This window comes from Isoptericola sp. b408 (assembly GCF_030588085.1).
Lineage (GTDB): Bacteria > Actinomycetota > Actinomycetes > Actinomycetales > Cellulomonadaceae > Isoptericola > Isoptericola sediminis.
This window is the reverse complement of sequence record NZ_JAUQYQ010000001.1, coordinates 1,068,347-1,081,703: the sequence shown is the minus strand read 5'-3', so window position 1 is coordinate 1,081,703 and position 13,357 is coordinate 1,068,347. Positions and strand designations below refer to the sequence as shown.

At 73.8% G+C, this 13,357-nt stretch carries 11 protein-coding genes and 1 tRNA gene; 8 read left to right on the top strand and 4 right to left on the bottom strand.

What is annotated here, in order from left to right; all coding sequences use genetic code 11:
* Nucleotides 1-129: 129 nt before the first annotated feature.
* On the bottom strand, nt 130-1,533 hold the full coding sequence (lysA, locus tag Q6347_RS05070; RefSeq protein ID WP_369810805.1) for a diaminopimelate decarboxylase: 1,404 nt from the start codon (nt 1,531-1,533) through the stop codon (nt 130-132).
* On the bottom strand, nt 1,530-3,182 hold the full coding sequence (gene argS, locus Q6347_RS05065) for an arginine--tRNA ligase (protein ID WP_304606823.1): 1,653 nt from the start codon (nt 3,180-3,182) through the stop codon (nt 1,530-1,532). The genes lysA and argS overlap by 4 nt, the downstream gene beginning before the upstream one ends.
* Nucleotides 3,183-3,305: 123 nt before the next feature.
* On the opposite strand from argS, the gene Q6347_RS05060 reads away from it, so the two are divergent.
* Nucleotides 3,306-3,381: transfer RNA gene (locus tag Q6347_RS05060), tRNA-Arg, on the top strand.
* A gap of 65 nt (nt 3,382-3,446) precedes the next feature.
* On the opposite strand, the gene Q6347_RS05055 is transcribed toward Q6347_RS05060, so the two are convergent.
* Entirely contained in the window at nt 3,447-3,893 is a 447-nt protein-coding gene (locus tag Q6347_RS05055; protein ID WP_304606822.1) for a MarR family winged helix-turn-helix transcriptional regulator, read from the bottom strand.
* Nucleotides 3,894-4,054: 161 nt separating this feature from the next.
* Between Q6347_RS05055 and Q6347_RS05050 the strand changes: the two genes are divergently transcribed.
* The 5 genes from Q6347_RS05050 (at nt 4,055) to Q6347_RS05030 (ending at nt 9,815) form a co-directional block, all read left to right on the top strand.
* Entirely contained in the window at nt 4,055-5,242 is a 1,188-nt protein-coding gene (locus Q6347_RS05050; RefSeq protein WP_304606821.1) for an MFS transporter, read from the top strand.
* Between the two features lie 166 nt (nt 5,243-5,408).
* Nucleotides 5,409-5,963, top strand: coding sequence for a hypothetical protein (locus tag Q6347_RS05045; protein WP_304602429.1), 555 nt, complete (start codon nt 5,409-5,411; stop codon nt 5,961-5,963).
* Nucleotides 5,964-6,174: 211 nt separating this feature from the next.
* The gene (locus Q6347_RS05040) at nt 6,175-7,692 is read left to right on the top strand and encodes an MmgE/PrpD family protein (protein WP_304606881.1); all 1,518 of its coding nucleotides are present in this window, start codon (nt 6,175-6,177) and stop codon (nt 7,690-7,692) included.
* Complete coding sequence (gene prpB / locus Q6347_RS05035) at nt 7,692-8,603, top strand: methylisocitrate lyase (protein ID WP_304602431.1); 912 nt, start codon at nt 7,692-7,694, stop codon at nt 8,601-8,603. The genes Q6347_RS05040 and prpB overlap by 1 nt, the downstream gene beginning before the upstream one ends.
* A gap of 63 nt (nt 8,604-8,666) precedes the next feature.
* On the top strand, nt 8,667-9,815 hold the full coding sequence (locus Q6347_RS05030; protein WP_304602432.1) for a bifunctional 2-methylcitrate synthase/citrate synthase: 1,149 nt from the start codon (nt 8,667-8,669) through the stop codon (nt 9,813-9,815).
* 93 nt (nt 9,816-9,908) lie between these two features.
* Here the strand turns inward: Q6347_RS05030 and Q6347_RS05025 are convergent, their stop codons facing one another.
* Nucleotides 9,909-10,721, bottom strand: a complete 813-nt coding sequence (locus Q6347_RS05025; RefSeq protein ID WP_304602433.1) for a general stress protein — start codon at nt 10,719-10,721, stop codon at nt 9,909-9,911.
* A gap of 135 nt (nt 10,722-10,856) precedes the next feature.
* Between Q6347_RS05025 and Q6347_RS05020 the strand changes: the two genes are divergently transcribed.
* Together Q6347_RS05020 and galK are read left to right on the top strand one after the other, a co-directional pair.
* Nucleotides 10,857-12,008: an Mrp/NBP35 family ATP-binding protein gene (locus Q6347_RS05020; RefSeq protein WP_304602434.1), complete on the top strand. Its 1,152-nt coding sequence runs from the start codon at nt 10,857-10,859 to the stop codon at nt 12,006-12,008.
* Nucleotides 12,009-12,097: 89 nt separating this feature from the next.
* Nucleotides 12,098-13,327 carry a galactokinase gene (gene galK, locus Q6347_RS05015; RefSeq protein ID WP_304602435.1) on the top strand — a complete coding sequence of 410 codons (1,230 nt, stop codon included), beginning with the start codon at nt 12,098-12,100 and terminating at the stop codon, nt 13,325-13,327.
* The last annotated feature ends 30 nt before the right edge of the window (nt 13,328-13,357 follow it).

Here is a 13,357-nt window from a genome sequence, read left to right as displayed (position 1 = left end):
GCGGGGCCGTTCCGCGTCGGTGGGAGCTCGTCCGGAGGCTGTCCTGACTCGGCGCGCTTCGTCCTGACTCGCGGAAAGGCGGCCTGACTCGCGGCGAAGTGTCCTGAGTCGCGGGAGGGGGTGACCGGGTCAGCCGAGGTCGAGCGCCAGCAGGTCCTCGACCGTCTCGCGCCGCACCAGGACCCGCGACGAACCGTCCGCCACGGCGACGACCGGGGGGCGGGTCAGCGCGTTGTAGTTGGACGCCATCGACCGGCCGTAGGCACCCGTCGCCGCCACCGCCAGCAGGTCGCCGGCGCTGACGTCGGCGGGCAGCAGGACCTCGTGCACCACGATGTCGCCGCTCTCGCAGTGCTTTCCCACCACCCGGGACAGGACCTTCGCGGCGTCGGAGACGCGCCCGACGAGCTCCGCGTGGTAGTCCGCGCCGTACAGGGCCGGGCGGATGTTGTCGCTCATCCCGCCGTCGACGGACACGTAGAGCCGCGAGAAGGTCTCGTCGTCCGCGCCGCTGCCGGAGACCGTCACCGGTTTGACCGTCCCGACGGTGTAGAGCGTCAGCCCCGCGGGTCCGACGACGGCCCGCCCGGGCTCGATGGAGAACCGCGGCAGCGGCGTGCCGAGCTCGGTGCACACGGCGGCGACCGCCGCGGCCACGTCCTGCGCCACCGGTGCGGGTTCCAGCGCCTCGTCGGCGGGCAGGTAGGCGATGCCGTACCCGCCGCCCAGGTCGACCTCCTCGACGAGCACACCCGTGCGACCAGCCAGGTCGGCGCGCAGCTGCAGCACGACCCGCGCCGCGGCCTCGAAGCCCGAGGGGTCGAGGATCTGGGACCCGATGTGCGAGTGGATGCCGAGCAGCTCGAGCTCGGGCCGCGCCACGATCGCCTCGAGGGCCGCGAGCGCCGGGGAGGTCTCGCCGTCGTCGCCCGCCGTGACCGACAGGCCGAACTTCTGGTCCTCGTGGGCGGTGGAGATGTACTCGTGCCCACCGGCGTGCACGCCGGTGGTGACGCGGAGCATCACGGGTGCGACCACGCCCCGGGCGGCGGCCAGGTCGGCGACCCGGTCGATCTCCACCCGGGAGTCGACGATGATGCGGCCGACCCCGGCCTCCAGGGCGGCGAGGATCTCGTCGTCCGACTTGTTGTTGCCGTGCAGCCCGATCGCCGCCCCGGGCACACCGGCCCGCAGCGCCACGGCGAGCTCGCCGCCCGAGGCCGTGTCGACACGCAGCCCCTCCTGGGTGGCCCAGCGCGCGACGGCGACGGTCAGCAGCGCCTTGCCGGCGTAGTAGACGTCGATGCCGGCACCGATGCGCTCGAACGCCGCCTCGAAGGCCTCGCGGTAGGCGCGGGCCCGGGCGCGGAAGTCGGCCTCGTCGAGGACGTAGGCCGGGGTGCCGTGCTCGGCGGCCAGGGCGCGGACACCGACGCCGCCCACCTCCAGCTCGCCGTCGGCACGGCGGCGGGCGGTCGAGGGCCACGGCGCACCGGCCGCGTCCGGGCCGCCGGTGGGCAGCGCCCCCGTCACATCCGCTCCGGCGCGCTGACGCCCAGCAGGTCGAGGCCGTTGGCCAGGACCTGACGCACGGCGTCGTTGAGCCACAGCCGGGTCCGGTGCACGTCCTCGACGGCCTCGTCGGGGTACGGCAGGACGCGGCACTCGGCGTACCACTTGTGGTAGTCCGCGGCGAGGCCCTCGAGGTACCGGGCGATGCGGTGCGGTTCGCGCAGCTCGGCCGCCTGGGCGACGATCCGCGGGAACTCGGTGAGGCGGCCGATGAGGACGGCCTCGGTCGGGTGGTCCAGCAGCGACGGGTCGAAGCCGTCCTCGCGGCGCACGGCGCGGTCGGCCGCGTTGCGGTCCACGGCGCAGGTGCGCGAGTGGGCGTACTGGACGTAGAAGACCGGGTTGTCGTTGGACTGCTTGAGCATCTCCTCGCCGGCCAGCTCGAGCGGGGTGTCCGCCGGGTACCGCGACAGCGAGTACCGCACGGCGTCTGCCCCGATCCACTCGACGAGGTCGCGCAGCTCGATGATGTTGCCCGCCCGCTTGGACAGCTTGGCGCCCTGGACGGACACGAGCTGGCCGATGAGGATCTCGATGTTCTCCGCGGGGTCGTCCCCGGCGGCGGCCGAGATCGCCTTGAGCCGGTGGATGTACCCGTGGTGGTCGGCGCCCAGCAGGTAGATCTTGCCCGGGAAGCCCCGGTCCTTCTTGGACAGGTAGTACGCGGCGTCGGCGGCGAAGTAGGTGGGCTCGCCGTTGGCCCGGATCAGCACGCGGTCCTTGTCGTCCGTGAAGTCGGTCGTGCGCAGCCAGACCGCCCCGCCGTCGTCGTACACGTGGCCCTGCTCGCGCAGCCGCTCGACGGCCTGCGTGACGGCGCCCGACTCGTGCAGGCTCCGCTCGGAGAACCACACGTCGATGTGCACGCCGAAGGAGCCCAGCACGTCGCGGATCTCGGCGAGCTGGAGCCGGTACGCCTCCTCGCGGGCCAGCGCCACCGCCTCGTCGTCGGGCAGTTCGACGATCCCCGGCTGGGCGGCCAGCACCTGACGGCCGAGCTCGGCGACGTACTCGCCGCGGTAACCGCCCTCGGGCACCTCGGTGCCGCGGATCTGGGCCAGGACGGACTCACCGAACCGGTCCATCTGGGCACCGGCGTCGTTGATGTAGTACTCCGCCGTGACGTCGGCACCGGCGGCGCGCAGGATGCGCACGAGCGCGTCGCCCAGCGCGGCCCAACGGGTGTGCCCGATGTGCAGCGGACCGGTCGGGTTGGCGGAGATGTACTCGAGGTCGATGACCCGGCCGCTCAGCGCGTCGGACCGGCCGTACGCGGCGCCCGACTCGACGATCGTGCGCGCGAGCTCACCGGCTGCGCCCGCCTCGAGCGTGATGTTGAGGAACCCGGGTCCGGCCACGTCGACGGCCTTGATCCCCGGGGTCGAGCCCAGGCGCCCGGCCAGGTCCTCGGCGAGCGCCCGCGGCGTCGTGCCGGCCTTCTTGGCGAGCTGGAGCGCCACGTTGGTCGCCCAGTCCCCGTGCTCCCGCTGCTTGGGTCGCTCGACGTGGACGGTCGACGGCAGGGCGTCGGCGTCGAGGGCGAGGGTGCCGTCGGCCACGGCCGCGGCGAGGGCAGCGCTGAGTGCTTCGGAGAGCTCGTCGGGTGTCACCGGGCGATTCTATCGGCCTCGCGCGGCGGGGCCCGGCACGGTTTTCCGACCTGGCGACTCGCGGTGGTAGTCTCGTGCACCGTGCCGGGCGGTCGTCGCCCACGACGGTGATGCCCGGTACCCGCGCCTGTAGCTCAGTGGATAGAGCGTCTGCCTCCGGAGCAGAAGGTCGGGGGTTCGAGTCCCTCCAGGCGCACCACCACCAGAGGCCCGAGCCTCGGCCCCATGGGCCGGGTCTCGGGCCTCTGCCGTCCCGCGGAACCGTCAGACCCGCACGTCGGCGTACAGCGCGTCGACCAGCGAGGACAGCTCCGGGACGTCCCTCGCCTCGGCCAGCGACTCCTCGAGCGCCCGGTCGTGGGTGGGCCGCGCCCGTGCGAGCAGGTGCTGCCCGGCCGGCGTGAGCTCGGTGTAGATGCCGCGCCGGTCCTCCGCGCAGAGGATGCGGGTGAGCAGGCCTCGGTCCTCGAGACGGTTGACCAGACGCGTGGTGGCGCTGCTCGACAGGGCGGCGGCGCGGGCGAGCTGCTGCATGCGCATGTGCCAGCCGTCCTGACGGCTCAGCGCGTCGAGCACCGTGTACTCGACCACGGACAGCTCGTGCTCGCGCTGCAGCGACCGCTCCAGGCCGGCCTCGATCAGCCCGTGCAGCGCGGCCAGCGTCCGCCAACCCCGGGCGCGGATCTCGACGGCGTCGTCGGCGATACCCATGTGCTCACCTCCTGAGTCTCCGCGGCCAGCATAGCCCCCTTGCGCCGACAGAGCGCGCGTGCAACTATTTTTATCCGGCGCATGCAACTACTGCACACGCCGTGTATCGCGGCACGCACACATCTGGTCCACGAGCCCACCCCTCCTCCGGAAGGATTCCCATGCCTCTCGCGCTGCTCGCGCTCGCCGTCGGCGGGTTCGGGATCGGCCTGGCCGAGTTCGTCATCATGGGCCTGCTGCCCGAGGTCGCCGCCGACTTCGCGGTGACCGAGACCCAGGCCGGCTACCTGATCTCCGGCTACGCGCTCGCCGTCGCGATCGGTGCCGTCGTCCTCACGGTCGCGATGAACCGTGTCGACCGGAAGCGAGCCCTGATCGTGCTGATGGTGCTGTTCATCGCCGGCCACCTGGTCTCCGCCCTCGCCCCCACCTACGCCGTCATGATGACGGGCCGGGTCGTCGCCGCGCTCTGCCACGGTGCGTTCTTCGGCATCGGCGCCGTCGTCGCCGCGAACCTTGTCCCCGAGGGGCGCAAGGCGGCCGCCATCTCGCTCATGTTCGCGGGGCTCACCACCGCCAACGTCCTCGGCGTCCCGCTGGGGACCCTGCTCGGCCAGGCGGCGGGCTGGCGCGCGACGTTCTGGGCCATCACGGCCATCGGTGTCGTCGCCCTGGTCAGCATCGCCGTCCTCGTCCCCCCGATCGCGGCGGACCGGGGCGGTGCCGGCGTGCTGAGCGAGCTGCGCATCTTCCGCTCCGGGCAGGTGTGGGCCTCGATGGCCCTCACGATCCTCGGTTACGGCGGCATGTTCGGCGCCTTCACCTACATCGCCTTCACCCTTACCGGGGTCTCGGGCTTCGCGCCGGGAGCCGTGCCCTGGCTGCTCGTCCTGTTCGGCGTCGGACTGTTCGTCGGCAACATTCTCGGCGGCCGGGCCGCCGACAGAGCGCTCGGCGGAACCCTCCTGACGCTGCTGGTCAGCCTGGTCGTCATCCTGACGGTCTTCTCCCTCGTGGCCGAGAGCAAGGTCGCCACGGTCGTCGCGCTCGTCCTGATGGGCGGGTTCGGCTTCGCCACCGTCCCGGCCCTGCAGATGCGGATCATGACCCACGCGGGCGACGCCCCGACCCTTGCCTCCGGGGCGAACATCGCGGCCTTCAACGTCGGCAACGCCCTCGGTGCCTGGATCGGCGGAGTCACCATCGCCGCGGGGCTGGGGTACACCTCGCCCCTGTGGGCAGGGGCACTCGTCACCCTGGCGGGCCTCGCGGTGCTCCTCGTCGCCGGCCGCGCACCCGGCGGCGAGCTCCGCCGTCGGACGGCGGAGCGGACCGTCGACGCGCGGTAGGTCCCCGGCCCGCCCGGCTCCCCGTGCCCGCCGGCCAGGTGTCCGTCGACGACGTCCCGGAGCGCTCGCGCCCCGGGACGTCGTCGTTCTTGACCAGCGCAGACGCACTCCCCTACCTTCGGGCCACCCTCGCCGTGACCGACGGCGGCAGACCGGAGGACGAACCATGCGCACCGCGGACCGACCCACGGCGCTCGGCGTCCTGCTCGGAGCGGCCGCCGCGGTCACAGGCGTGGCGGTGTACGTCACGGCGATCGGGTACCTCGACCTGCGGGCCTCGAGCATTGGCACCGGAGCCCTCCTCGGCTGGGACAGCGCAGTGGTCGCGATCGTGCCGCCGCGAGCGCCGGTGTGGGAGGGGCTCGCCATCGCCGCCGTGACGACCCTGGCCTTCTGGCCGTTCTGGTGGCGCCACCGCACCGCGTCGTCCCGGTGGCACCAGCTGCCCGTGTGGACTGCTCTCGTGACGCTCCTCGCCCTGACGGCCTGGGCCGCGGCGACCACCGAGTTCCCGTACAGCCCCATCGCGGCGTTGTCCGGCGGCCCCTCCGCCGTGACCGGCGGGGTGGCCGACCCGCTCGCCGTGGCCTGGCTGCGCCAGGGCGCGTTGAGCCCGGTGACACCGGTCTTCGTCGGCGTCCTCGCGGTGCTCTCGCTCGCCCGTCCGGGGGCCCGCCGCGCCACGGAGGTCGCGATCGAGGACGAGCCGGCGAGCCGCTGACGCGGTCGCCGGGTCCGCACCCGCGCGGGGGTGGTGCCGACCGCCGTCGCTGTCGTCGGCCCGCCCTGCGGCGCGTCGTCGGGCACCGCCACGACGGCCGCGCTACCCGATACCCACGTGGACGCGGGGGCCGGTCCGCGTTAGGTTCACCTCCGTGGCAGGCGTCGACGCCGACGTCGTGCCCCCGACGTCCCCGCGATCCGGAGGATCCATGCTCGACCACACCGTCCGCACGTACCGCGCCGACGAGCCGCTCGCCCGCACCGACCAGCTCGCCTGGAAGATCGCCGACGTGGCGGCGGAGCAGCTCGAGCCGACACCCGAGGTCACCGACATGGTGATCAACCGGATCATCGACAACGCCGCGGTCGCCACCGCGTCGCTCGGTCGCGCGCCGATCCTCGCCGCACGCTCCCAGGCGGAGGCGCACCCGGTCTCGCGCGGCGGCGCCGGCGCCACGATCTTCGCCTCCGAGCACCGCACCAGCCCCGAGTGGGCGGCGTGGGCCAACGGGGTCGCGGTGCGCGAGCTGGACTACCACGACACGTTCCTCGCGGCGGACTACTCGCACCCGGGCGACAACATCCCGCCGATCCTCGCCGTCGCCCAGCACCTGGGCCGGAGCGGCGCCGAGCTGCTGCGCGGCATCGTCACCGGCTACGAGATCCAGGTGAACCTCGTCAAGGGCATCTGCCTGCACGAGCACAAGATCGACCACGTCGCGCACCTCGGCCCGAGCGCCGCCGCCGGCATCGGCACCCTGCTGGGGCTGCCGAACGAGACGATCTACCAGGCGATCGGCCAGGCGCTGCACACGACGACGGCGACGCGGCAGTCGCGCAAGGGCGAGATCTCCACCTGGAAGGCGCACGCCCCGGCCTTCGCCGGCAAGATGGCGATCGAGGCCGTGGACCGGGCCATGCGCGGCCAGACCTCGCCCAGCCCGATCTACGAGGGCACCGACGGGTTCATCGCGTGGATGCTGTCCGGCCCGGAGGCCCGGTACACGGTGCCGCTGCCCACCCGGGGCGAGGACCGCACCGCGATCCTGGACACCTACACCAAGGAGCACTCGGCCGAGTACCAGGCGCAGGCGTGGATCGATCTCGCGCGCCGGCTCGGCTCCGAGCGGCCCGAGCTGCGCGAGCCCAAGGCGGTGCGCTCGGTCGTGCTGCACACCTCGCACCACACCCACTACGTCATCGGCTCCGGCTCCGGGGACCCCCAGAAGTACGACCCCACCGCCAGCCGGGAGACGCTGGACCACTCGATCCCCTACATCTTCACCGTCGCGCTGCAGGACGGCGCCTGGGACCACGCGGCCAGCTACGCCCCCGAGCGCGCCGCCCGCCCGGACACCGTCGAGCTGTGGCGCAAGGTGACCACGGCCGAGGACCCGGAGTGGACGCGCCGCTACCACTCCTCCGACCCCGAGGAGAAGTCCTTCGGCGGCCGGGTCGAGATCGAGCTGTCCGACGGCGACACGATCGTCGAGGAGATCGCCGTCGCCGACGCGCACCCCTACGGCGCCCGGCCCTTCGCCCGCGAGCAGTACGTCGCCAAGTTCCGGTCCCTGGCCGACGGCGTCCTCGCCCCCGAGGAGATCGACCGCTTCCTCGACGTCGCGCAGCGCCTGCCGGAGCTGGACGCCGAGGAGCTGTCCGGGCTCACCGTCACGCCGATCACCGACCCGGCGGCCGGCGCCGACCTCCCGGGCGGGATCTTCTGATGCTGTACTCGACGCTCACCCCCGCCGCCAAGCGCGCCGCGCTGCGCGAGCGGCTGCGCTCGGACGAGCTCCTGCAGCTCCCCGGGGCGTTCAACCCGCTCTCGGCGCGCCTCGTCGAGCGGCACGGGTTCGACGGCGTGTACGTCTCCGGCGCGGTCGTCTCGGCCGACCTCGGACTGCCCGACGTCGGGCTGACCACGCTGAGCGAGGTCGCCGGCCGCGCCGGGCAGATCGCCCGGATGACCGACCTGCCGACGCTCGTCGACGCCGACACCGGGTTCGGGGAGGCGATGAACGTCGCCCGCACGGTCCAGGCGATGGAGGACGCCGGCGTCGCCGGGCTGCACATCGAGGACCAGGTCAACCCCAAGCGCTGCGGACACCTCGACGGCAAGCAGGTCGTCGACGAGGCCACCGCCCTGCAGCGCATCCGGGCCGCCGTCACCGCTCGCCGCGACGAGAACCTGCTCGTGATGGCCCGCACCGACATCCGTGCCGGTGCCGGCCTGGAGGCTGCCGTCGAGCGGGCGCAGGCGCTCGTCGACGCCGGTGCGGACGCCGTCTTCCCCGAGGCCATGCGCGACCTCGACGAGTTCGCCGCGATGGCCGACGCGCTCGACGTCCCGGTGCTGGCGAACATGACCGAGTTCGGCAAGTCCGACCTGTTCACCGCGACCCAGCTCCGCGACGCCGGGGTCTCGATGGTCATCTACCCCGTCTCGCTGCTGCGCCTGGCCATGGGTGCCGCCGACCGCGGCCTGGCGGCGCTGCGGGACGAGGGGTCGCTCGACTCCCAGGTGCCGCACATGCAGACCCGCGCCGAGCTGTACGACCTGCTGGACTACCCGGCGTACAACACCTTCGACGCCGGGGTGTACGACTTCTCCCTCGAGGGTCACCGACACCTCTGACCGTCGAGCCCGACACCCACGTCGTCGCGCACGCCGCGCCGTCATCCGAGCAAAGGAGCACCGATGACCGAGTCCCGCCCCACCGACGAGCCCGAGATCCACAAGGGGCTGGCGGGCGTCTACGCCGACACCACCGCCGTGTCCAAGGTCGACCCCGCGTCGAACTCGCTGCTGTACCGCGGCTACCCCGTGCAGGACCTGGCCGACACCCAGCCGTTCGAGGCCGTCGCCCACCTGCTGTGGCACGGTGAGCTGCCCACCGACGCCGAGCTCGAGACGCTGCGCAAGACCGAGCGCTCGCACCGCGCCCTCGGGGACGACGTGCGCCGCGCGATCGACCTGCTGCCCACCGACGCTCACCCGATGGACGACGTGCGCACCGCCCTCAGCGTCATCGGCGCCCGGGAGACCGCCGGCACGGACCTGATGTCGCTGGCCGACGCGCAGACGACGGCGGACCACGCCGTCCGGCTGTTCGCCGAGCTGCCCGCGGTCGTGGCCTACACCCAGCGCCGCCGCCACGGCCTGGACCCGGTCGATCCCCGCGAGGACCTCGACCACGCGGCGAACACGTTGTGGATGACCTTCGGCGAGGAGCCGGACGCCACGGTCGTCGACGCGTTCAACCGCTCGATGATCCTGTACGCCGAGCACTCCTTCAACGCCTCGACGTTCACCGCCCGCGTGGTGGCCTCCACGCTGAGCGACGTGCACTCCGCCGTGGTCGCGGCCGTCGGCGCCCTCAAGGGTCCGCTGCACGGCGGGGCCAACGAGGCCGTCATGCACGCGTTCACCGAGATCGGCACCGCCGACCGGGCCGAGTCCTGGCTGGACGAGGCCCTGGCCGCCAAGCGCAAGGTCATGGGGTTCGGGCACCGGGTCTACAAGCACGGCGACTCGCGGGTGCCCACCATGAAGGCCGCTCTGGACGACCTCGTGGCGCACTTCGACCGCCAGGACCTGGGCGATCTGTACGCGGCGCTGGAGTCGGCGTTCGTGGAGCGCAAGGGCATCTACCCGAACCTCGACTACCCGGCGGGCCCCGCCTACCACCTCATGGGGTTCGACACCGAGACGTTCACCCCGCTGTTCGTCGCCGCGCGCATCACCGGCTGGACGGCGCACATCGCCGAGCAGCAGGCGGCCAACTCGCTCATCCGCCCGCTCTCGGCGTACGTCGGCCACGAGCGGCGCGAGGTCCCTCGGTCCTGACCCACCGGCCGGCGGAGCACGGTCCGTCGTGCCGGGGCGTCCGCCCGGCACGACGGACCCGAGGACCCCGCGGGGAGGCGCGAGCCGCCGGCCTCAGCGCTCGGGCGGCGGGGCGTACGGGTCGTCGACGTCCCCACCGGACGCCGGCGGGGGCGTGGGCGTGGACGCCGACGGAGAGGGCGGCTCCTCGCCCCGGGTCGGCACCGCGGGCGGCTGCTCCCCCGCCGCCGGCTGCGGCTGCGCCGGACCCTCGCCGCCGGCCACGGCGGAGGTCGACGAGCCGGCCCCGCCGCCGGACGTGTCCGGCGACCCGCCGGGCCGCATCGCCCCGTAGCGCGGGGCGCCGTCGGGCATGGTCCAGCGCGGGTCCGGCGCCGAGGACGCCGACGGTGTCGTTCCCGCCGGCCGCTCGGGGCGACGCGGCTTGCCGAGCCCGCCCGGGGAGCTCTCCAGCATCGACCGCGCCTCGGCCGCGTGCTCCGTGGCGCACAGCACCGCGTAGGTCGAGGCCACGATCTGCGACTGCGACGTGAAGTCACGGCGTCCGCCGGTGAACGAGTAGGACAGCACCGAGAACATCACGCCGAACCCGGCGCCCAGAGCCAGCGCGACCAGCAGGACGCCGGTCTGCCCGTTCGCGAACAGCATCATGAGCAGACCCACGAAGAACCCGAACCAGGCGCCGGACAGGGCCCCGGCCAGCGCCACCCGGCCGTACGTGAGCCGGCCCGTGACCCGCTCGACCATCCGCAGGTCGGTGCCCACGATGGTGACGTGCTGGACGGGGAACTTCTCGTCCGAGAGGAAGTCGACGGCCTTCTGCGCCTCGAGGTACGAGTCGTACGCGGCGACCTCGTCCCCCTGGGGCGGCGTCGGGACCCGAGGAAGGGGATTCGAACGGCTCATGCTCATTCGCCCAGTATTTCGCACCGGGCGCCCCGAGGCCACATGCCCGCACCGGCCGTGGCTCCTCCCCCCGCACCGCGGTCGCGCCGGCGCCGGGCTGCACGACCCCCGGCCGGCGCCACCTAGGATCGAGGCATGAGCACCACCGATCTCGAGGCCCGCGTCCGCGACGCCCTGTCCGGGGTCATCGACCCCGAGATCCGCCGCCCCCTGACCGAGCTGGACATGATCCGCTCGATCCAGGTCGAGGCGCCGCAGGACGCCTCCGACGGCGCCCACGTCACCGTGGGGGTGGACCTCACGATCGCCGGGTGCCCGATGAAGAACACGCTGGTCTCCGACGTGACGGCGGCGACCGCGGCCGTCGAGGGTGTCGGCCGCGTCGACGTCGACCTGGGCGTCATGACCCCGGAGCAGCGCCAGTCGCTGCGCTCCCGGCTGCGGGGCGGCAGCGGGGACCCGAGCATCCCGTTCGCCCAGCCGGACAGCCTGACGAAGGTCTACGCCGTGGCCTCCGGCAAGGGGGGCGTCGGCAAGTCGAGCGTCACGGCCAACCTCGCCGCGGCCATGGCCGCCGACGGCCTGACCGTCGGCGTCGTCGACGCCGACATCTACGGTTTCTCGATCCCCCGCATGCTCGGTGTCGACCGCCAGCCCACCCGGGTCGACTCGATGCTGCTCCCCCCGATCGCCCACGGCGTCAAGGTGGTCTCCATCGGGATGTTCGTCCCCGAGGGCCAGCCGGTCGTGTGGCGGGGTCCGATGCTGCACCGGGCCCTCGAGCAGTTCCTCGCCGACGTGTTCTGGGGAGATCTGGACGTGCTGCTCCTCGACCTCCCGCCCGGGACCGGGGACATCGCCATCTCCGTCGCCCAGCTGCTGCCCGGCAGCGAGATCCTCGTGGTCACCACCCCGCAGACGGCGGCCGCGGAGGTGGCCGAGCGTGCCGGGTCCGTGGCCACGCAGACCTCGCAGGGCGTGATCGGCGTCGTGGAGAACATGTCCTGGCTGGAGCAGCCCGACGGCTCGCGTCTGGAGGTGTTCGGCGCCGGTGGTGGCCAGACCGTGGCGCGGCGCCTCAGCGACGCCACCGGGACGGACGTCCCGCTGCTGGGTCAGGTTCCGCTCGACCTGGCGGTGCGCGAGGGCGGGGACGGCGGGACGCCGGTCGTGCTGACCGCCCCGGAGTCCCCCGGCGCCCAGGTGCTCCGGGACGTCGCCCGGCGGCTGGCGGGGCGGGAGCGGGGCCTGGCGGGCCGCCGGCTCGGCGTCACCCCCGTGGGCTGAGCCCGCCGGTCCGCCGGGCCGTCCGACGCGCGGACCGCTCTCCGGACACCCCGTCGAGCGGCCACCGCCGGTCCCTCATACTGAGGGCCATGACGTCTCCCGAGTGGCTCGAGTCCTGGTCCGCCGACGACGGCGCCGCACGTGTCCGCACCCTGTTCGCCGAGGTCTTCGACGGCGACGGGACGCCCGACGGCGTCTGGTCCGCACCCGGGCGCGTGAACCTCATCGGTGAGCACACCGACTACAACGCCGGTCTCGCGCTGCCCGTGGCGCTCCCCCACCGCACGTACGTGGCGCTGCGCAGCCGGACCGACGACCTGGTCCGGCTCTCCTCCGCCCAGGCGCCCGGCCGGACCTGGGAGACCCGGCTGACAGACGTCGCCCCCGGGCAGACGTCGGGATGGGGCGCCTACGTCGCGGGCGTCGCCTGGGCGCTGCGCGACGCCGGCCACGAGGTCACGGGCTTCGACGCCGTCGTCGACTCGTGCGTGCCCTTCGGGGCGGGGCTGTCGTCGTCGGCGGCCCTCGAGTGCGCCGTCGCCGTGGCGCTCGACGCCGTGCACGGTCTGGGCCGGGCCGCCGACGACGCCGGCCGTGCCGAGCTCGCGGCCGCCTGCGTGCGCGCCGAGAACGAGATCGCCGGGGCGCCGACGGGCGGCATGGACCAGGCGGCCTCGCTGCGGTGCTCGGCGGGGCACGCCCTCCTGCTCGACTGCCGACCGGGCCTCTCGGCCCTCGACTCGGCCACCGCCGTGCCGTTCGACCCGGCCGGCGCCGGGCTCGCCCTCCTGGTGGTCGACACCCGTGCCGAGCACGCCCTCGTCGACGGCCAGTACGCCGAGCGTCGCGCCTCCTGCGAACGCGCCGCCGAGATGCTCCGTGTGGCGTCCCTGCGCGAGGTCTCGCCGGACGCCCTGGAGGACGCGCTGCGGCGGCTCGGTGGTGCCGAGGACGCCGAGGTGCTCCGTCGGCGCGTGCGCCACGTGGTCACCGAGATCGCTCGGACCGAGGAGTTCGCGGCGCGGGTGCGCGCCGGCCGCGTGGACGAGGTCGGGCCGCTCATGACCGCGTCGCACGTGTCGCTGCGCGACGACTACGAGGTGTCGGCCCGCGAGCTGGACCTCGTGGTCGACGCCGCGCTGGCCGCGGGTGCGCTCGGGGCCCGGATGACCGGTGGCGGGTTCGGCGGGTCGGCCATCGCCCTGGTGCCCGTCGGGCAGGTCGACACCGTGGTGACCGCCGTCCACGAGGCCTTCGCCGACGCAGGCCTGCCGGCCCCGGGGTTCCTCCTCGCCCCGCCGTCGGCGCCCGCTGCATGACACAGGGCCCGGACCCCGGCGGAACGCGGG